Source organism: Chryseobacterium sp. 1B4 (assembly GCF_036631475.1).
In the GTDB taxonomy this organism is placed as follows: Bacteria; Bacteroidota; Bacteroidia; order Flavobacteriales; family Weeksellaceae; genus Chryseobacterium.
Window position 1 is genome coordinate 117,631 of the sequence record NZ_JAPNUF010000006.1, and the last position, 19,282, is coordinate 136,912.

Consider the following 19,282-nt stretch of genomic DNA (forward strand, 5'->3'; position numbering starts at 1 on the left):
AATTTAAAAAAAAACTGTAACATACAAAATTTTACTAAGATTTTTCTTGAATCATGTAAATTTATAAATATTTATTCAACATAAAATCACCATATTACGATATCACTAAGCTATGAAAAAATAAATAAACTCATTCAAGAAAAATAAAATAAAATTTCTGTTTGCTTTATTCCCTACAAATGTACCAAATGAATATTAAAATAAGAATTCCTCAGACATTACAAAAAATATTCTTTATATTTAAACAAAGTGAACCGTGTCATGAAAGATGTAAAAATTGCGTTTAGAAAGCCCATATTCCCTGTTTCAGAAGCATTACATCAATATCTGGAAAAATATAACAGAACCACTAAGATCAGATTTCTGTATGAAGACCTGCTGAGGTTCAGTGACAGTGTGAGCATTCTGGATAAAGACGGCAAAGATACATTGTGGCTTGGGGTACTGTATTCTGAATACGAGTTTAAAGAAATAGAAGCCAATTTAAATAAAATTTATACCCTCCTCCATTCTGATGGAGATACCGCTACGCTACCTTATCTGACAGTAGATACCATCGATTTTTGTACTTTCGGGAACTCTAAACCGTTCCGGATCAGGGTGAGAAATGTATTGAATGATAATTATACCTATTTTTATATTAAGCAGGCTGATGCCTCACGAATATTCGGGCTGGAATTTGAAGACCTGCTTTCTCCCAACCGGATTAATTTTCTGGTGTACAAAAACACGTTGATAGAAGAGCATATTTTAGGAATTCCGGGAGATGTTTTCATTCAGAAACATTTGGCTAACTGTTCCGAACTGGAAAAGGCACAGATTTCCAAAGAATTTGTGAAATTCAATGAGCGCTGCCTTATCGGGCTTCTTGGCGATATGCGTTCTTATAATTATGTGGTGATTCCCATACATGATTTCGACCAGGTTATTTACCGGATCCGTCCTATTGATTTTGATCAGCAGACTTATGAAGGCAATCTGAAAGTATATCTTCCGCAGTATTTCAAGGAAAACAATCAGATGGTGAATATGGTTCTGGAAAAACTGAAACCCAGTTCAATAGAACAGTACCGCAAGGAAGTACGTTCGCAGATCGTAAAAAGGGTGACCAGCAGTAAAAACCGGTTTGATGAACTCATTGCTATCATGAAAAAAGATAGTATTGCGCCTGAAGCTAATGTGATAGAGCTAAGAACTGCTTTGCAAAAACTGACCTATGATGTCAATTTCAAGTATTGTAAAACCATGGGTGACATTATGGAAACCGGAATCAGGTTTGTGCTCCGGAATTATAAGAGAGAATATTAAAAGAAAACCCATCTCAAGCAATATGAAATGGATTTTTCTTTTCTAACAATTTAAGGTAAAATTACCAGATTTTTATTCTGTCCTGAGGAGCTTTATACATTTTGTCTCCCGGTTTGATATCAAATGCTTTGATAAATGAGTCCTGGTTTACCAGCGGACCGAAAGCCCTGAACATTCCCGGAGAGTGCGGATCTGTTTTAACCTGATTGATCATATACTGATCGGTAGCTTTTGTTCTCCAGACAGTTGCCCAGCTCATGAAAAACCTCTGATCCTGCGTAAATCCGCTGATTTTTCCAGGGTTTCCGTGATCTTTCAGGTACATCTGAAGAGCATCGTAGGCTACGGCTACTCCTCCTAAATCTCCAATATTTTCGCCACTTGTAAATTTACCGTTGACGAAGCTTCCTTTTACTGGTTCGTAAGCACTATACTGAGCTGCCAGCTGACCTACTTTTGCATCGAAGTTTTTACGGTCAGCATCTGTCCACCAGTTATTAAGGTTACCATCTCCATCGAAACGGGAACCGCTGTCGTCAAATCCGTGAGAAATCTCGTGACCGATAACGGCTCCGATTCCTCCGAAGTTTACTGCTGCATCAGCTTTAGGATTATAGAAAGGCGGCTGAAGAATAGCTGCAGGGAATACAATTTCGTTATTTGATCCGCTGTAGTAAGCATTTACAGTCTGCGGAGACATGCCCCATTCTGTTTTATCAACCGGTTTTCCAACTTTATCCAGACTTCTCTGATATTGCCATGCTGCCACATTCTGAAGATTAGAATAAAGAGTGGCGCCTTCTTTAGGAGATTCTACTTTCAATTGAGTATAATCTTTCCATTTGTCCGGATAAGCAATTTTTACAGTAAACTTGGATAATTTTTCCTGAGCTTTTACTTTGGTTTCAGGAGACATCCAGTCGATATTGGCAATATGTGTTTTGAATGATTTTAAAAGGTAATCAATATACGTTTCCATCTGCTTTTTGGCTTCAGGAGTGAAATATTTGTCTACATACAGTTTTCCGAAAGCTTCTCCAAGAACACCGTTCACCAGGGTAAGCCCTCTTTTGTTCATCGGACGCTGTTCTTTTTGCCCCTGTAAATATTTAGCATAGAAATCGAATCTGATCTGCTCTAAGCTGTCATTCAGGTTGCTCGCATTTCCGTTAATGATATGATATTTCAGATAGTCTTTCAGTAATGGAAGGTTTTTCTGAGTAATGAACTGATCCATATTCTGGTAATATTTCAGTTCTCCGATGATTACTCTGTCTGTATTTACGCCTGCATCTTTAAGATATTTTGCAAGATCTACATTTTTAACAAGCCCCGATAATTCGGATACATTTTTAGGATTGTATCTTAAATTGGCATCCCTGTTCTGTTCAAGCGTCAGTAAGTAATTGGCTAACTGCTTTTCAAAGTCTACTACATTCTGCGCAGCCTGAGTATTATTTTTATATCCTAAAACTCCAAATAGTTTTCCAACATAAGTCTGATATTCAGCCAGTGTTTTAGTATTGGCATCATTTACCTTCTGGTAATAATCTCTTCCCAAACCAAGATCCGGACCGCCAAGATACACTGCATTCATATTGGAATTCTTCATATCTGCTCCCACTCTCCATCCGTAGAAAGAGTTGTCTCCTAATCTTGTGGCTTCCAGAAGGTATTTCTGAAGATCATTAAGGTTTTTGATGGCATCTACTTTGGCAAGATCTGCTTTGATAGGTGTCAGCCCTTCTGCATTTCTTTTATTGGTATCCATAAAAGAAGCATACAGATTCTGGATTTTCTGTCCTTCTGATCCTGCAGGATATGATTCTGTAAGAATTTTGTTCAAAATATCTAATGAAGCATCATCTACATTTTCTCTCAATGCATTGAAAGAACCCCAGTTTGCCTTGTCCGATGGAATCTGAGTAGTTTTCACCCAGTTTCCGTTCACATAGCTAAAAAAGTCATCCTGTGGGCGGACACTTGTATCCATATATGATAAGTTGATCCCCTCCTCTTTCACTTCTTCTTTTACCGGCTCAGCCACTGTTGCTGCAGCTTCGGTTTTATTCTCTGTCCCCGCAGTCTTAGCTGCACCACACGAATTGAGAAATACAATACCTGAAAGGGCAAGTATTCCAATATTTAGCTTTTTCATTAAAGATAATTTTTGATTTTACACAAACTTACCAAATATACAAACTTTAATGATATGTAGTGAATGGTAATTGATAATTCGGAATTTAAAGTTCAAGGTTTAAGGTTAGTGGATATGCAGACCACCCGTCAAAAATTCTTTGAATTTCTGCCACCCCTCAAAGGAGGGGAATGATGAAGCCGTTATGACAAATAGGAGTCTCCTAATATCTAATATCTAACTCCTATCACCTGCTACCTATCAGCTGCCACCTACTTACTACCTAACATCTGCCACCTGCCACCTAAAAAACAAAACCGCCCATTGCTGAGCGGTTGTTATTTTTACCAGATTTTGATTCTGTCTTCCGGAGCTTTGTACAATTTGTCTCCTTTTTTCACGTCGAATGCTTTGTAGAAGGCGTCAACGTTAATAAGCGGACCAAAACTTCTGAAATATCCCGGAGAGTGCGGATCTGTCTTTACCTGATTCACCATATATTTCTCGCTCGATAATGTTCTCCAAACGGTTGCCCAGCTTAAGAAGAATCTCTGATCTTGGGTGAATCCACTGATTTTACCTGGATTTCCTTTGTCTTTCAGATACATTTGAAGGGCATCATAAGCGATGTTTACACCTCCTAAGTCAGCAATATTTTCTCCGTTTGTGAAAGTACCGTTTACAAAAGTACCTTTTACAGGCTCGTATTTATCATACTGGGAAGCAAGGGCTTTAGTTGCTTTTTCAAAGTTTGCTTTATCTTCCGGAGTCCACCAGTCTACTAGGTTACCGTCTGCATCGAACTGGGCTCCTGAGTCATCAAATCCGTGGCTCATTTCGTGACCGATAACCGCACCAATACCTCCAAAGTTTACAGCAGCGTCAGCATTCGGATTGAAGAATGGCGGCTGAAGGATTGCTGCAGGGAATACAATCTCGTTATTTACCGGGTTGTAATAGGCATTAACAGTCTGTGGAGTCATTCCCCATTCTGTTTTATCAACCGGCTTTCCTATTTTTGCTAAATCTTTGTTATACTGCCATTCCGTAATATTCTGAAGGTTCTTGTAAAGGCTTCCTCCTTTAGCTTCAGAAATAATATCTAATTTTGAATAATCTTTCCATTTGTCAGGGTAAGCAACTTTTACAGTGAACTTGTTCAGTTTCTGCATTGCTTTTTCTTTAGTGGTAGAAGACATCCATGCTAAGTTGTTGATATGAACAGCAAAGCTTTTCTTCAGGTAGTCAATCAGTTCCACCATCTGAGCTTTTGCTTCTGCAGGGAAATATTTCTCAACATATAATTTTCCGAAAGCTTCTCCCAAAGTTCCGTTGATCAATTCAAAACCTCTTTTGTTAAGAGCTCTCTGCTCCTGCTGACCTCTAAGGTATTTACCATAAAAAGCAAACTTCATATTTCCTAAGTTTTCACTTAAGTAAGAAGCACTTCCATGGATCATGTGGAATTTAAGATAATCTTTGATCACAGAAAGATCCTGAGCATTGATCAATTTATCAAAGTTCTTATAGAATCCTAATTCGCTGATAATTACCTTGTCAGTATTTACTCCTACTTTTTTAAGGTATCCGGGGATGTCCACCCCTTTTACCAACGCTGAAAGTTCAGCCATTGTTTTAGGATTGTACTGAAGGGTATTGTCACGGCTCTGCTCATTGGTCAGGTATGTATTCGCAATACTTTTTCAAAGTTTACAATACCTTTTGCGGCCTCATCAGCATTTTTATACCCTAATTCTTTCAGCATTGAAGCTACATATTTCTGATATTCAGCAATAGCTTCTGTATTTTTTTCGTTTACTTTCTGATAGTAGTCTCTTCCCAAACCTAATGAAGCATTTCCTAAATACACAGCATTCATTTTAGAATCTTTAAGATCTGCGTCAACTCCCCATCCGTAAAGAATGTTCTCACCGTCTTTGGTTACAGAAATCAGGTAATTCTGAAGATCAGCCATATTTTTAATGGCATCAATTTTATTCAGGTTATCCTGGATAGGTTTGATTCCGTCTGCATTTCTCTTCTGCATGTTCATATAAGTAGCATACAGATCCTGGATCTTTTTACCTTCGCTTCCGTCAGCAAATTTATCTTTCAGAAGGGAGTTCAGGATGGTCATGGAATTGTTATCCGTATCCTCAGCCAGTTTGTTGAAGCTTCCCCATGTTGGTTTGTCAGATGGAATTTTGGCTGTTTTCATCCAGGTTCCACTCACATAGTTATAAAAGTCATCCTGTGGACGCACTGAAGTGTCCATCAGGCTAAGGTCTAAGCCTTTGTCTGTGTTATTTACTGCTACTTTAGCAGCTTTAGCTTGTGCGCTCATAGTCGTTTGAGTGCAGATCCCTGCTATTAAAAACAAAGAAAGCGTTATTTTTTTCATTATGATAACAATTTATAGAATATGTATGATTTATTTTGAATTTGTTACTTTTCAGAAAAACAAATTTAAATAAATAAGTTGGAAGCCGGAGGATGGAAGCTGGAAGTTATGGAAATCATAAAGAATGGTAATACGATCTCTACAATAACTTCTTGCTTTATTCTTCCCGCCTCCCGCTTTATCTAAGAAGTTGCTATCTCTTTTACATTTCCGGTTCTTTTCAGAAATCCCCAGGACTGCATTTCGCCTTTCAACGCTTTTCTTAAACTTTTAAATAATACAATATACATCAGCCATCTATACCCGAATCTCTGCGGAATAATATACAGCAGATTGATCAGCTTTTCCCGCTGCATAATGAATGCAATCAGCGCTAAGGAAGCATCCACTAAAAGGAAGATCAGATAATAGGTAAATATTTTATCTCCGTTTCCGGACAGGATTCCAAAGAACATAATCACATCTGCCAATGGCGAGAAAAATGGTATAATATACTGGAATAATAAAATATTCGGCATTGCCCAAAGTCCCAGTCCTTTATATCCGGGGTTAAGGAAAGTCTGTCTCTGTTTCCAGAACATCTGCATGATGCCGTATGTCCATCGGAAACGCTGTTTTAAAAACTGTTTTACGGTTTCCGGGGCTTCGGTTACTGCAACAGCTCTGTTTTCGTTGGCTACCATATATCCGGCTTTTAAGATTTTTACGGTAATATCACAATCTTCTGCCAGGGTATCGGATGAATAGCCTCCGGTTTCAATGATCACAGATCTCTTAAATGCCCCGATGGCTCCCGGAATTACTGTAATCGCATTGATATTGGCATAAGCAAGTCTGTCGAAATTCTGACTCGTCGTATATTCTATAGCCTGCCATTTGGTCAGCCAGTTTACTCTGTTTCCAACTTTCACATTTCCTGCAACGGCTGCAATTTTTTCTTCAGCGGCTGAATTTAAAAACCTTGCAATCAGATATTTTACGGCATCCTGCTGCAGTTTGGTATCTGCATCAATACATACTACATATTCGGCATCTGTCTGTGATATTCCAAAGTTCAGAGCTGTGGCCTTTCCTCCGTTTCCTTTGGTGAAAATTTTCAGTTTCGGGTGCTCAGGGAATGCTGCTTTTGCTTTTTCATAAGTGGAATCCTTACTTCCGTCATCCACCATAATAATATCAAAATTAGGATACGTCTGTTTCAATAAATTCTGCAGGGAAGACACAATATTCACTTCTTCATTGTAAGCAGGTACAATGATGGAAACTTTCGGATAGGATTCCAGAACCGGAGACTCTCCCAATTTTTCTCTTTTTTCTTTCTTTAAATGCCCAGTATGCCATCAGCATTAGTCTGATCAGTCCCAATACAATGAAAATAGTAAATAATGCTACGAGAAAATGACTCACTCCATAGATAACCGTAGCCAGCACAAGATTCAGCTGCATGATGTAATACGATTTCGTTTTAGGAACTTCAGGCATCAGCTCATTTCTGCTTTTGTGCAGAATGCTCGTAAGGTTGGTAAAATGATATCCCTGTTTCTGAAGAGCCGGAATCAGAATCTTTAAAGCTTTTACCGTTTCTTCCCTGGTATCTCCGCCTGCATCGTGAAGAAGAATGATATTTCCTCTCTCCTGTCTGATGCCGGCCATTACACGTTTTACAATTTCATCTGCTTTTATTCCCGGCTGCCAGTCTTCGGGGTCTATATTTTCCCCGATGTCCAGATAATTCTGCTGTCTGGCCAATGCCACCGGAATAATCTCTTCCGAAGTGGTAGGCTCTGAGTCGGCGTTGTAAGGTGCTCTGAACAGAATTGTACTGTGTCCCGTCACACACTCTATCAGCAGCCTTGTCAGTTTTAATTCAAGCAAAGCTCTTTCGGGACTTACTTTTGCCACATTTTCATGGGTAAACGTATGATTTCCTATTTCATGTCCTTCACGATAAATTCTTTTCACAAGCGGAAGGTTCTTTTCTGCATTTAAGCCTACCAGAAAAAAGCTGCCGGAACATGATATTTGGATAATACATCTAAAACCTGCGGCGTATATGTTTCATCCGGACCGTCGTCAAATGTAAGCACAAGCTCTTTCTGAGGAGCACTTCCATATTTCTTCACTTCATAAGAACTTGGATAGGTAACATAGTTTTCGTCTGTGATAATTTTCTCTTTGGGATCAATTTCCAGCGCGATTTTCCCGTCATGGGGCGTATTCAGAACATCCAGCACTTCCCCATCCCCGATGTAATCCACCATGGTCTGTCCTTTTACATTTTCAAGCGTTTTTAAATTCAATTTGGAAAGGCCGGCAAATGTAAGGTCTTTATCATAGAAGTTCCATACCCTGCTGTCTTCACTTCCCAGCCTCCAGAGTGCAGTTCCTGCCAATGGATATTCTGAAGAGAAACGCATTGTATTGAAAATAGAAGCTGCATCATTGAAAAATACGGTATGGGTCAGATTTTTAGAATCCGTATAAGAGTAATTTAAATTAAACGTATTGTCATTAAAATCAATAACTGCTTTACTGGCACTGGCTTTGGTAATTGCCTGCATGTAAGTAACAGAAGTATTATCATCCGGATTGGAACTCCAGTCATACCCATAGGCTCCAAGGCCCAGGATAATTTTTTGCGGAGAGGTTTGTTTTACAATTTTACCTGTCTGTTCTTCGATCCATTTCTGAGAAGAAACCGGGCCGGCATCACTTCCTGCTGAATATTCATCATAAGCCATCAGCACAAAGTAATCTACATAAGGATTCAGTCCCGGAATATTGTAATCATCATTATCCGTCATGATATCCATAGTAACCAGCAGCTGATTCTTTTTGAAGGTTTCCGAAAGCTCTTTCATAAAGGCGATCAGGTTTTCATCAGAATTCAGATTCATATCCTCAAAGTCAATATTGATTCCTTTGAAGTGGTATTTTTTACATTGCCGGGTAATATTTTGAATCAGATGGGTTCTTTTCTGCGGATCATTAAGAACTTTTGCCAATCCTTCTGAGCGGAATTCCCTGTCGAAGTTGTTACTCAGCATCGGCATGGCAACCACTCCTGTTCTTTTGATCACCTTGTACCCTTCCGGATCTACATTGGTTTTCAGATCACCCGTTTTAGGATCAAGGAAAAACCATTCCGGGAAAACAAGATTCACATGTCTGATATTTCTTTTCAGAGACATCAGCGACTGAGGATCCCATGCTACATAAAATGCGGAACGGATGCCTCCCGGAAACTGGGTCCAGTTTCTGTTCTGATTTTTATATCTTTCTGCTCTCGCCTTTTCAATTTTATCGAGATTGGTATGGATTGTTTTTTCAGAAATAAAGCTTCTGAAACCTTTATATTCTTTGGAAATTTTATTCTCCTGAAGATAAGGTTTATTGGCCGTGATAACAGCTTTATAATCTTCTTTAAAAGGAATTTTTGGACTTCTGTCCAGGGTCATCATCAGGCCTAAAGCAAGAAGAAGCAGTATTCCTATAAAAATAAAAACACGGCTTCCCCATTGTACGCTTTTCCAGCGTTTCTTGCTGCTGGTCTGAAAAATCTGTTTGGAATTTTCCACGATTTTGAAATTTATTGAATGGCTTTCAAAAAGTGTGAAAAACTGTATAAAAATTAATTAAAAAAAATTAAAAAATAATCCTCTATCTAACTGTTTATAAGAAGGCTTACCAAATCCTGAATCACCTTCTGGGAAACAAAATTCATAAAATCTACTCTTTCCAGATGCGGCATGTATAATTTTGAGGTTACCTCCTGATCATTGATTCTGATCGTATAGTAAACTGTCCCAACATCTTTACCATCTTCTCCTTTTCCCGGGCCCGCAACACCAGTGGTAGAAAGGGAAATATGAGTTTCAAACAATTCCTGACAGCCTTTTGCCATTTCCTGTGCCACCTGTTCGCTCACCACGGTAAACTGTTCTACGGTCTTTTCAGAAACATTTAAAATTTTAATCTTTTTTTCTGTGGCATACGCAACCATTCCCCCAAGGAAATATTTTGAACTGCCGGAAACTGAAGTGATCATTTTTGCAAGTTCTCCTCCCGTACAGCTTTCTGCAGTGGAAATTGTCAGATTCCTTTCAGTAAGCATTTCCGCCAGAATTTTTTCAATTTTATCTTCAGATACTGCAATGACATGCCCTTCTACCAAAGGAAGCAGTTTCTGAATTTCCTCTTCTGTCTGTTGTTTCAGCAATTCTTCATTCTCACCGGAGGCTGTCAGACGAAGCTTTACGCGGGTGCCTACAGGAAGATAAGACAGTGCAATATTTTCGGGGAGCGCCAGCTCCCAGTCTTCAATTTTATCCGCAAGGATACTTTCAGGAATCCCTACCACAGAAACAATTCTGGTATGAATATAATGAAGCCTGAACCTTTTCTGCAGATAAGGAATAATCTGATCTTTTACAAGCGGTTTCACTTCATAAGGAACTCCCGGAAGGCTGTAGCACAATTTCCCGTCCTGTTCCATCATCATACATGGAGCCGTCCCGTAATGATTCTGAAAAACGATGGATTTGGTAGGAACGAAAGCCTGTTCCCGGTTTCTTTCAAGGATGTCTGCCCGTCCTCTCCTTTCCATATACCCCTTAAGATGACTGAAGGTCACCTCATCCAGAGCAATTTCATCATTGAAATATTCAGCCAGTGCTTTTTTGGTTTTGTCATCCCGCGTTGGCCCAAGCCCTCCTGTTGTAATGACTAAATCGCCGGCTTCAAAGGCTGTCCCCAATGCATTTTTAATGGTTTCAATTTCGTCTGAGATGGTAAGAATCTGGATAACTTTTATTCCTATATTTTTAAGTTCCGAGGCAATAAAATTAGAATTGGTATCTACCGTGTTTCCGGAAAGGATTTCATCGCCGATAGTAATCAGAACAGCTTTTTCCATATGCTTTTTGTTGAAAAAAATTCTATGCAAATGACGGAAAAATCTCCGGTCGCGGCAATATAAATTGATTTTTTCTATTTTTGACGGAATTTATCTAAAACTACAATAAGAATTATGTCTAAATATGATGATGCTTCATGGCATTATGGCGGTGATTTTCCGGAAGGACTTCCTCAGAAAAACGGAGCAACACACACAGGAATGTTCCTGAACTGGTGTATTTACAATAACCTTATCTCTGATGAACTGAAAGAAGATGCGGCAGAGGGAATAGAAAAAGTAAAACGAAGAGAAATAACCGGAGCCGAGTTTGTGATGGAGTACTGTGATGGTAAATTTTCTGAATATGACCTGAATGAACTCGGAAATCTTTTTGCAAAGGATTATTATGCAGATGATACCGTTTTTGGAAACAGATACAGTTCATTTGCTGATGATTATGTGAATATTTTTGATGCCAAGGCAGAGGAAAACGACTATGAATATGAAACGTTCTATCACATTGAGGATACCTATGAAAATTATGATCTGATGAAACAGGTTATAGATCACCGTTTTGAAGAATGGAAAGAATATATTAACAGCTAAAAGGCAAAAGGGTAAAATCGTAAAAAGAAAGATATCTTGGCTTTACGGTTTTACCCTTCCGTAATTTTGCTTTTTAATTACTTCTCTCTATTGATTGTGCCTCACCCAGATCAACTCATCGGTATTATAACCGATTTTTTTGCTTTCTGAATGAAACGCTGGCGGATGCTTTCAGGAATGCTGGTGGTGCGGGAAAGAAGCCAGAGATATTTTAAACTGCTTCCGGCAACGAGGGCATATTGATAGTCTTCATCAATATCTATGACATTGTAACCAGCCCAGATGGGTTTAAAAAATGAAACTTTGAGACGGGCTTCTTTCGGATCTTTCACAAATTTTGCTTCTCCGATGGATTCGTTCCATATTTTTTTAACGTAATCATACCCTTTGTTTCTGACCTGAACAGTCCCATCCGGATTCTCAGTATATTCTGCGGTCACATTATCCATATTTTTCTCGAATCTGTAATCAAAACGGGCTATTTCATACCATCTGCCCAGATATTTTTTCAGATCAAAATTCTTTATAGCAGATGCTCCCCTCGGAATTCTTACAGAACATGCATTGAAAATAATAAGCCCCAGGGCTCCCAACGAAACGGGAAGGATAATTTTATGAACGGTTTTCATGACAGAAATATTTTGATGGTTATTATTGAACGTCAAAAATAATGCCTTTGGTCTGTTAAGGACCCATAAATTCTATGAAAAGACTTTCAGGAAATTATCTTTAAAACTTCCTGAAACTTCTATTTCAGTATCGTCAGACAGCATTACTGTTCCGCTTTTATGATATGATTTTACAAATGTCGTGTTGATGATATGAGAACGGTGAACCCTCACAAAAGGGTTTTCCAGGAGATCATCAAAATGTTTCAAAAACCGACACACCATTTTCTTCGACCCATCGGTAAGGTATACCTGGGTAAAATTTCCATCTGCCTGAAGCCTTACGATATCTTCAGTTTTCACGACATCAAATCCCTGCAGAGTTGGCAGAATCAGCTGCTGTTTTTCAGGTTTCAACTTCAGATTTTCAAGAAGAATCTTATTCCTGTTGAGTTCTTCTTTTTTCTCAAGGCTTTCCGCCACTTTATTAACTGCCAGAATCAGCTCCTGAATATCAATGGGTTTTAAAATATAATAACTTGCCGATTTGTTTAAAGCCTGTAATGAGTATTGTGAAAAAGCTGTGATGAAAATGGTTTCGTAAGGTAATTCTTTAGTGGCTTCCAGCACATCAAAAGCGTTTCCAAAAGGCATTTCTACATCCAGAAACACCAGTTGGGGTTGTCTTTCGGTGATTAACGGAACTGCTTCTTTAATATTTTCAGCTTCGCCAAGGATTTCCACCTGCGGACAGTATTTGGTAAGATAGCTTCGTAAAACTTCTCTTGCTATGATTTCATCGTCTACAATTACGGCTTTGATTTTCATTGAGGTCAGATATTAGGTGGCAGGTAATACGTTGCAGGTGCAAATTAGGAATATTTAGCCAACTCTACAATCTTCAAAGAAACTTACAGAGTTATACACGTCCTTATTTACCCTAATTCATTAACAGCGCTTCAGCCTCAATTCCGGCTAGTCAGATTGATTTGAATGGTCACCACAACACCCCTGTTATTTTCCCTATCCTGTACAGTGCAGGTAATATTTTTTTTATATAAATCATTCAGCAGATGAATTCTTTCCAGTGTATTTTTCATTCCTCTGCCCTCTCTTGTTTTCTGATGATGGGTTTTCTGTTTTTTACTTTCCTCGATTCCTATTCCGTTGTCTTCAATAAGGATTTTAAGATGCGATTCAGTTTTCTCAAAGCTTAATTTTAAAAAACCCTTATCCGTTCTGTAGCGGAGTCCATGCCAGACAGCGTTCTCAAGAAAAGGCTGTATAAGCATTCCCGGAACCAGAAGGCTCTGCATATTCAGACTTTCATCCACATCAATTTCGTAATCAAATTTATCTGCAAAACGTGTTTTTTCTAAAGCAAGGTAATTCTGGAGAAGGTCAAGTTCCTGCTGAAAAGGAATAAAATCTTCTGTAGAGTTCTCCATCACGCCACGCATCAGTTTAGAGAATTTTGTCAGATACTGATTGGCCTCCAGCTCATTATTGGTGGCTATAAAATGGTTAACACTATTTAAACTGTTAAAAATAAAGTGTGGATTCATCTCTCTGCGCAGCGACTGAAGAGCAATTTTCTTATTTTTCGTCTGAACTTTCTTCAGCGTTCTGAAAATGAAAATAATGAGTCCGGTGAGCAAAACCAATGCTCCTATAAGACTGTAATTAAAGACATTTTTCTTTCTGATAAGCTCATCTTTAAGCTCTTTTTCCTTTTCCAGCTGTGAGATGCGCTGTTCTGTATCTTCCAGAATTTTATTATCAACCAGGCTTCTGTCTTTGGAAACAAGATTCGGAAGTTTTCCCAAAAAGTCTCTGTACAGCTGCACTGATGCATCAATATTACCTGAAATTGCATACAAACTGTCCAGTTTTTTTACACTTCTCTGGGCTTCCAGCGTATGACCTTTGTCTAAGGCAATTCCATAAGCATTTTTCAAAAGATCTACCGCTTCCTTCGGATCGTTTTTCTTAATATAAATATCTGCCAGTTCCTGAATCTGATTGACTTTTTCCTGTGAATTTTCTTTTACGAAATCTTCTTTCAGCACTTTCTTTTTGGCTTCAATGGCTTTTTCAAAGTTTTTGTTTTCCACATAGAGATCTGCTAATTTCTGGTTGATAGCCAACGCCTGCTTAGGAGCTTCCTTCTTAGAAATTTTATAGGCTGTGTTCAGGTTTTCTTCAGCACTGGAAACATCTTTCTGCTTCAGATTAACATCAGCCAGCTGGCTGTAGCTTTCCGCAAGATCTCCCTGTTCACTCTCTTTTTTACTCAGGTTAATAGTATTCTGAATGGCTTCTGCTTTCAGTTCGGGTGTAGGAGAAGAAAGCCTTGCCACGTCATTAGAATTTACAGCCTTACTTTTTCGCTGTAGCTTACCTGTGCAGCCATGCTGTAATTGCTTATGGCTGGTGTTATTTTATTCTGTTTCTCCTGTGACTGGGCTAATCTTCGGGCAGTTTTCTCAATATTAGGCTTGTCGTTGAGCTTTTCATACAGCTTTTTAGCTTTGGTATAATATTCTTCACTTTTCGGAAAGTTTCCGCTGTTAAAAAATGTTTCACCAATATTATAATAAGAATCTGCCTGTACAGGTTCATTTTTAGTATCCATTGCTTTTTTCAGCCTCTTTGTTTCTACCTGCACTTCTTCCACAGCAGTAGTGCTGCTGGCAGTAGTCTGGGAATATATGGTATTTCCCCAAAGCACCGGTAAAAAGATCATAAAGAGTTTAAGCATTTTCATAAAACAAAGATATACATATATATAGTCTGCTCAAAAACTATTCACCAAGTGAAAGTTCCATTTCACCAAGTCTCCCGTTTTCAGGCTTCTGATCTGTGTAATTTTACATCAGAATTAAAAATTTAAAAACAGGAAATTATGAAATTGAAACATTTTTTATTAATCGGAATTTTAACACTTGGAAGCTTTGTAAATGCTCAGGAAATAAAGAAAAATGCAATTGAAGTAACAGGGGTTGCCGAAATGGAAGTAGAACCGGATGAAATTATCTTCAGCGTCGGAATAAAAGCAGATAATAAAAATGATCTGGCAGATAATGAGAAGAAATTATTTGATATCCTGAAAAACGCAGGTGTAAAGAACGAGGAGATTAAGTTCAAATCAATGTATCAGAATATCTATTCTAAAGCAGCCAAGTTTTCCAAGAACTATCAGTTTAAAGCCAGTACAAAATCAAGTCTCAGTAAAATCTTTGAAGACCTGAATCAGAAATGGGTAAGCAGCCTGAATATTGCTGAAGTGAAGAATACTAAAATTGGAGATTTCAGAAAAACAGTAAAGATCAATGCTTTGAAAGCAGCCAAAGAGAAAGCAGATTATTTATTGGAAAGTATGGGTAAAAAGACAGGAAATGCACTTGAAATCGTAGAAATAGAAGACTACACCAGTGATATGATCATGCCTGCAGCTTATAAAGCAAGAGCCAGCAATATCCAGCTGGAAATGGCCGATGCTCCGGTAGATTTTTCTTTTGATAATATTGAAAATATAAAGCTGAAATACAGCATTAAAACAAAATACGAAATCCTTTAAAATAACAGAAATAAAAAACAGTTCCTTTGGGAGCTGTTTTTTATTTCATTACTTCTTCCCACTCACCAAGTCAAATAGCAGCTTCACCCAGTTTCCTGATTTCAAGCCTTAAATAGGGATAATTTTACTTCAGGATTTTAAAATAATAGACAATAGAACGCTATTTCTTAATGACAAAGTTGTTTAAACTTTACAAACAGAAGTCATAAAAGGTTTCATTTTAAAACACCTGAGTTCACTTAAGTAAGTTTAAAGTGATAATGCAGAAAGTTCACATAAGATGAAAATCAAAGATTTTCACAAAACTTAGGTGTACTTGTTACGCTTAAGGTCTGGTTCTGAAAAACTGAAGTGTTTAAAACTTTTGTGCCTTTTGCGGCTAAAATAATGAATGTAAAAGTTTAACAACCTCTACAACAAATAACCCATAAAAAAATAACAATATGACAACGTTAAAAATCTTAGCACTTGCAGCGGGTACAGCTTTATTAAGCTCTGGAAACATTCCGGAAAACCGCTCTGTAAATAGTAATACTGACAGTCATTTACCGGTACAAAAAACATCACTCATTCCGGTAACCTCAACTGTAAAAGACAATAAAATTCAGGTTGCCCTTTTACTGGATACCTCCAATAGTATGGACGGATTGATTGATCAGGCAAAATCCAGACTGTGGAATATCGTGAATACGCTGACGACCCTTAAGTATAACGGTAAGGCTCCCGAAATTGAAATTGCCCTTTACGAATATGGCAACGACGGAATCCGTGATGAAAATTATATCCGTCAGGTCACCCCTCTTACCCAGGATCTTGATCTTGTTTCTGAAAAACTGTTTGCGTTAAGAACCAATGGCGGCAGTGAATATTGCGGCGCAGTGATCCGTGATGCTTCTGCCAATCTGAACTGGGACAGCAATGATAAAAGTATGAAACTGATTTATATTGCAGGTAATGAAGCATTTGATCAGGGAAAAATAAATTATAAGGAGGTTGTTTCAAAAGCCAAAGGGAAAAATATTTACATCAACACTATTTTCTGTGGAAGCCGGGAAGAGGGAATCCAGACGTTCTGGCAAAACGGAGCATCATTGGGAGGAGGAAAATATTTCAATATAGACAGTGACAGAAAGGTACTTTATATTGAAACTCCTTACGATATCAGAATTTCTGAATGCAATGCCAAGCTGAATGATACTTATATCTATTACGGAAACCATGGTTCAGAATACAGACTTAAACAGATTACACAGGATAAAAACGCAGAAATGCAGTCTGCTTCCAACCTGGTGGAAAGAGCTGTTGCCAAATCTAAAAAGAATGCTTACAAAAATGATCACTGGGACCTGGTAGATAAGGCTGAAAAAGATGCGGGGTTTATTGCCACGGTAAAAGAAAGTGAACTCCCTGCAGAGTTGAAAGGAAAAAGCAAAGAAGAAATTCAAAAAATAATTGCGGTGAAATCTGCGGCCCGGGAAAAAATACAGAAAGAAATAGAGGAACTTTCCAAAAAACGTCAGACTTATATAGATTCCGAAATGAAAAAAGAGGAACAGATGATTCTGACGATTTGGGAAAAGCTATTGAGAGTTCTATTCTTGAACTGGCAAAAAAGAATGGGTATAGTTTGTAGTTAAAGCGGGTCTCAACCCGCTTTTATGGTATCCGGCGCCTTTTGACAAAGTGATATTAATTTAGCTTAGATTCCTGTGGAATGACACCATTGAAATAATGATTTATCCATACAGTATGTCATTCCGAAGGAATCTAAGTAACCTTTTTACATGAGGCGTTCACAAACCTAAAGCTTAAAATATATAAAAGATTCAAAATCTTTTGTGACTTTTGTGGTCAGTTTTTCCCCACAGATTTCACAGGTTTTCACAGATGATTACTGTTAATATTTGCAGTTATAAAATCAAAGATTTTAAAAACTTATGTGAACTTATTAGGCGCAAGGATATCTTCTAAAGCTTATTAATGTGTTTAAAAAATTTGTGACTTTTGTGGTAAAAAGATCATCTTCCAAACTTAAAATATCTTGATAACGGGTGCTTTTTGTTCTTCATAAATAAAGAAGCCATTTCCATTCCCGTTACGGAAAAAGTAATTCCGTTTCCTCCGAAGCCCAGGACAAAATAAGAATTTTTAAATTTTTTATGCTCACTGATATAAGGTAATCCATCTTTTGTTTCTCCAAAAGTCCCTGCCCATACAAAATCAGGATAAAAGTGGTAATCCGGTTTTATTTTCTTTAATGTTTTGATGATCTTTTTTCTTTTTCATTTAAAATAGCATCACGTTGTTCTGCATTATAAAAGTCTTCATCTTCACCTCCCATCAAAAGCCTTCCGTCATCAGTCGTACGCATATAGAGATAAGGAGAATCGGTATTCCAGACTAATGTACTGCTGATATTTTTAAACTTGCTTTTATCAATTTCCGAAACGACAGCATAAGTACTTTTCAGGGTAACAAAGTTTTCCTGCAGCAGGTTTTTACTTTCGTAGCCTATACAGTAAATAATCTTTTTAGCTTTGATCTGATATCCGCTGTCTACCGTAACGAGATTAAACCCTTTATGCTCCTCTACTTCTACCATTTCGGTCTTATCAAATATTTTCAACCCTTTCTTTACATTATGCTGAAAAAGCTCATGTGCAAACTGAAAAGCATCGATACTTGCTCCTTGTTTAGATAATATCCCGCCGTAAGTATTTTCAAATCCGAATTGTTCCAAAATCTGATCTTCAGAGAGCCATTTCACTTCAAATCCTGCATTTTTTCTCGCCTCAAATTCTTTTTTCAGCCATGCTACATCTTTCTTTTTCGAAGCATAATATAGTGACTTCTTGCGTTTGAAACCTGCATCAGACCTTATGAGTTTTGCCAGCTTTTCTATTATTTCAATAGCGTCACTACAGGCTTTATAGCTTAAAACAGCTCCTTTTTTACCAATCTGTTCTATCAGTTCATAGAGCGGAACATCTATTTCGTACTGCAACATTGAAGTGGTGGCAGAAGTGCTTCCGTTACATATTTCCCGCTTATCAATAAGGATAGTATCATATCCGTCTTCTATCATCTGATGAGCGATCAGGCTTCCTGTAATACCACCTCCTACAATGAGAACATCATATGATTCATCTGATTTTAATGAAGGATAAGATGCTAACAGTCCGTTTTTTAAAAGCCAGAAAGGTTCATTTGATTTGAGATCCATATTAATATTTTACACTGAAACTAACAACATTTATACCTTTTTTAACAATTTTCTACTAAATTATGGTGTAATTATTGTTATTCTTTTAAACTGAACCACCATAAAATATTTATTATGATAACAATTATTCCAGAAGCCCCGGAGAATGTTGCGGCATTCAATGCAACGGGAGAAGTAACAAAAGAGGATTTTGAAAAACTGGTAATTCCGCGCGTAAAAGAAAAGGTAGAGCAGTTCGGTGAGCTGAATTATTTATTGTATTTGGATACCGATCTGGATAATTTTACCATGGGTGCGTGGCTTGAAGATTTGCTGCTGGGACTGAAAAATCTTACCAACTGGAATCGTTCGGCCATTGTTACGGATAAAGAAGGAATACGTAATTTTACCAGTATCTTCAGCGTTCTGATGCCGGGAGAGTTTAAGTCTTTCCCCAAAGAAAATTTATACAATGCCCTCTATTGGTGCAAAAACGGAGATGAAGTAGAGGCATAAACTTATTTTATACAAAAGAACCTGTTT

At 37.8% G+C, this 19,282-nt stretch carries 14 protein-coding genes and 2 pseudogenes; 5 read left to right on the plus strand and 11 right to left on the minus strand.

Annotated features, from left to right (window positions below; all coding sequences use genetic code 11):
- Nucleotides 1-261 precede the first annotated feature (261 nt).
- Complete coding sequence (locus OWR28_RS06380) at nucleotides 262-1,308, plus strand: hypothetical protein (RefSeq protein ID WP_332385946.1); 1,047 nt, start codon at nucleotides 262-264, stop codon at nucleotides 1,306-1,308.
- Between the two features lie 61 nt (nucleotides 1,309-1,369).
- On the opposite strand, the gene OWR28_RS06385 is transcribed toward OWR28_RS06380, so the two are convergent.
- From OWR28_RS06385 to OWR28_RS06410, 5 genes and pseudogenes are all read right to left on the minus strand, one after another.
- Nucleotides 1,370-3,466, minus strand: coding sequence for a M13 family metallopeptidase (locus tag OWR28_RS06385; protein WP_332385947.1), 2,097 nt, complete (start codon nucleotides 3,464-3,466; stop codon nucleotides 1,370-1,372).
- 323 nt (nucleotides 3,467-3,789) lie between these two features.
- Nucleotides 3,790-5,846, minus strand: a pseudogene (locus tag OWR28_RS06390) (M13 family metallopeptidase).
- A 182-nt stretch (nucleotides 5,847-6,028) separates the two neighbouring features.
- Complete coding sequence (locus OWR28_RS06395; protein WP_332385948.1) at nucleotides 6,029-7,147, minus strand: glycosyltransferase; 1,119 nt, start codon at nucleotides 7,145-7,147, stop codon at nucleotides 6,029-6,031.
- Nucleotides 7,083-9,307: pseudogene (locus tag OWR28_RS06405) on the minus strand (polysaccharide deacetylase family protein). Before OWR28_RS06405 ends, OWR28_RS06395 begins: the two are co-directional and overlap by 65 nt.
- Before the next feature lie 203 nt (nucleotides 9,308-9,510).
- Complete coding sequence (locus OWR28_RS06410; RefSeq protein ID WP_332385951.1) at nucleotides 9,511-10,761, minus strand: CinA family nicotinamide mononucleotide deamidase-related protein; 1,251 nt, start codon at nucleotides 10,759-10,761, stop codon at nucleotides 9,511-9,513.
- A gap of 114 nt (nucleotides 10,762-10,875) precedes the next feature.
- Between OWR28_RS06410 and OWR28_RS06415 the strand changes: the two genes are divergently transcribed.
- A complete protein-coding gene (locus tag OWR28_RS06415) occupies nucleotides 10,876-11,349 on the plus strand; it encodes a DUF7832 domain-containing protein (protein WP_332385952.1) in 474 nt (157 codons plus the stop codon).
- 110 nt (nucleotides 11,350-11,459) lie between these two features.
- Here OWR28_RS06415 and OWR28_RS06420 read toward each other — a convergent pair whose 3' ends face one another.
- The 4 genes from OWR28_RS06420 to OWR28_RS06435 all read right to left on the minus strand — a co-directional run bounded on the left by OWR28_RS06420 (nucleotide 11,460) and on the right by OWR28_RS06435 (nucleotide 14,703).
- On the minus strand, nucleotides 11,460-11,978 hold the full coding sequence (locus tag OWR28_RS06420) for a lipocalin family protein (RefSeq protein WP_332385953.1): 519 nt from the start codon (nucleotides 11,976-11,978) through the stop codon (nucleotides 11,460-11,462).
- Nucleotides 11,979-12,050: 72 nt separating this feature from the next.
- Nucleotides 12,051-12,785, minus strand: coding sequence for a LytR/AlgR family response regulator transcription factor (locus OWR28_RS06425; RefSeq protein ID WP_332385954.1), 735 nt, complete (start codon nucleotides 12,783-12,785; stop codon nucleotides 12,051-12,053).
- Nucleotides 12,786-12,922: 137 nt separating this feature from the next.
- A complete protein-coding gene (locus tag OWR28_RS06430) occupies nucleotides 12,923-14,317 on the minus strand; it encodes a histidine kinase (protein WP_332385955.1) in 1,395 nt (464 codons plus the stop codon).
- Nucleotides 14,318-14,328: 11 nt separating this feature from the next.
- A complete protein-coding gene (locus OWR28_RS06435; protein WP_332385956.1) occupies nucleotides 14,329-14,703 on the minus strand; it encodes a tetratricopeptide repeat protein in 375 nt (124 codons plus the stop codon).
- Between the two features lie 159 nt (nucleotides 14,704-14,862).
- On the opposite strand from OWR28_RS06435, the gene OWR28_RS06440 reads away from it, so the two are divergent.
- Nucleotides 14,863-15,537: an SIMPL domain-containing protein gene (locus tag OWR28_RS06440; protein ID WP_332385957.1), complete on the plus strand. Its 675-nt coding sequence runs from the start codon at nucleotides 14,863-14,865 to the stop codon at nucleotides 15,535-15,537.
- A gap of 443 nt (nucleotides 15,538-15,980) precedes the next feature.
- Nucleotides 15,981-17,174 (plus strand): vWA domain-containing protein, encoded by a 1,194-nt coding sequence (locus OWR28_RS06445; RefSeq protein ID WP_332385958.1) that lies wholly within the window; start codon nucleotides 15,981-15,983, stop codon nucleotides 17,172-17,174.
- A 381-nt stretch (nucleotides 17,175-17,555) separates the two neighbouring features.
- Here OWR28_RS06445 and OWR28_RS06450 read toward each other — a convergent pair whose 3' ends face one another.
- Both OWR28_RS06450 and OWR28_RS06455 read right to left on the minus strand, forming a co-directional pair.
- On the minus strand, nucleotides 17,556-17,807 hold the full coding sequence (locus OWR28_RS06450; RefSeq protein WP_332386340.1) for an FAD-dependent oxidoreductase: 252 nt from the start codon (nucleotides 17,805-17,807) through the stop codon (nucleotides 17,556-17,558).
- Entirely contained in the window at nucleotides 17,792-18,760 is a 969-nt protein-coding gene (locus OWR28_RS06455) for an FAD-dependent oxidoreductase (RefSeq protein ID WP_332385959.1), read from the minus strand. Before OWR28_RS06455 ends, OWR28_RS06450 begins: the two co-directional genes overlap by 16 nt.
- A gap of 114 nt (nucleotides 18,761-18,874) precedes the next feature.
- Between OWR28_RS06455 and OWR28_RS06460 the strand changes: the two genes are divergently transcribed.
- Nucleotides 18,875-19,255: a SpoIIAA family protein gene (locus tag OWR28_RS06460; RefSeq protein ID WP_002981039.1), complete on the plus strand. Its 381-nt coding sequence runs from the start codon at nucleotides 18,875-18,877 to the stop codon at nucleotides 19,253-19,255.
- Nucleotides 19,256-19,282 lie beyond the last annotated feature (27 nt).

Bases quoted from the DNA above. Each gene is read 5' to 3' on its own strand.
- OWR28_RS06380 (WP_332385946.1), top strand. From the start codon at position 262: ATGAAAGATGTAAAAATTGCGTTTAGAAAGCCCATATTCCCTGTTTCA.
- OWR28_RS06385 (WP_332385947.1), bottom strand. From the start codon at position 3,466: ATGAAAAAGCTAAATATTGGAATACTTGCCCTTTCAGGTATTGTATTT.
- OWR28_RS06410 (WP_332385951.1), bottom strand. From the start codon at position 10,761: ATGGAAAAAGCTGTTCTGATTACTATCGGCGATGAAATCCTTTCCGGA.
- OWR28_RS06415 (WP_332385952.1), top strand. From the start codon at position 10,876: ATGTCTAAATATGATGATGCTTCATGGCATTATGGCGGTGATTTTCCG.
- OWR28_RS06420 (WP_332385953.1), bottom strand. From the start codon at position 11,978: ATGAAAACCGTTCATAAAATTATCCTTCCCGTTTCGTTGGGAGCCCTG.
- OWR28_RS06425 (WP_332385954.1), bottom strand. From the start codon at position 12,785: ATGAAAATCAAAGCCGTAATTGTAGACGATGAAATCATAGCAAGAGAA.
- OWR28_RS06435 (WP_332385956.1), bottom strand. From the start codon at position 14,703: ATGATCTTTTTACCGGTGCTTTGGGGAAATACCATATATTCCCAGACT.
- OWR28_RS06440 (WP_332385957.1), top strand. From the start codon at position 14,863: ATGAAATTGAAACATTTTTTATTAATCGGAATTTTAACACTTGGAAGC.
- OWR28_RS06445 (WP_332385958.1), top strand. From the start codon at position 15,981: ATGACAACGTTAAAAATCTTAGCACTTGCAGCGGGTACAGCTTTATTA.
- OWR28_RS06455 (WP_332385959.1), bottom strand. From the start codon at position 18,760: ATGGATCTCAAATCAAATGAACCTTTCTGGCTTTTAAAAAACGGACTG.
- OWR28_RS06460 (WP_002981039.1), top strand. From the start codon at position 18,875: ATGATAACAATTATTCCAGAAGCCCCGGAGAATGTTGCGGCATTCAAT.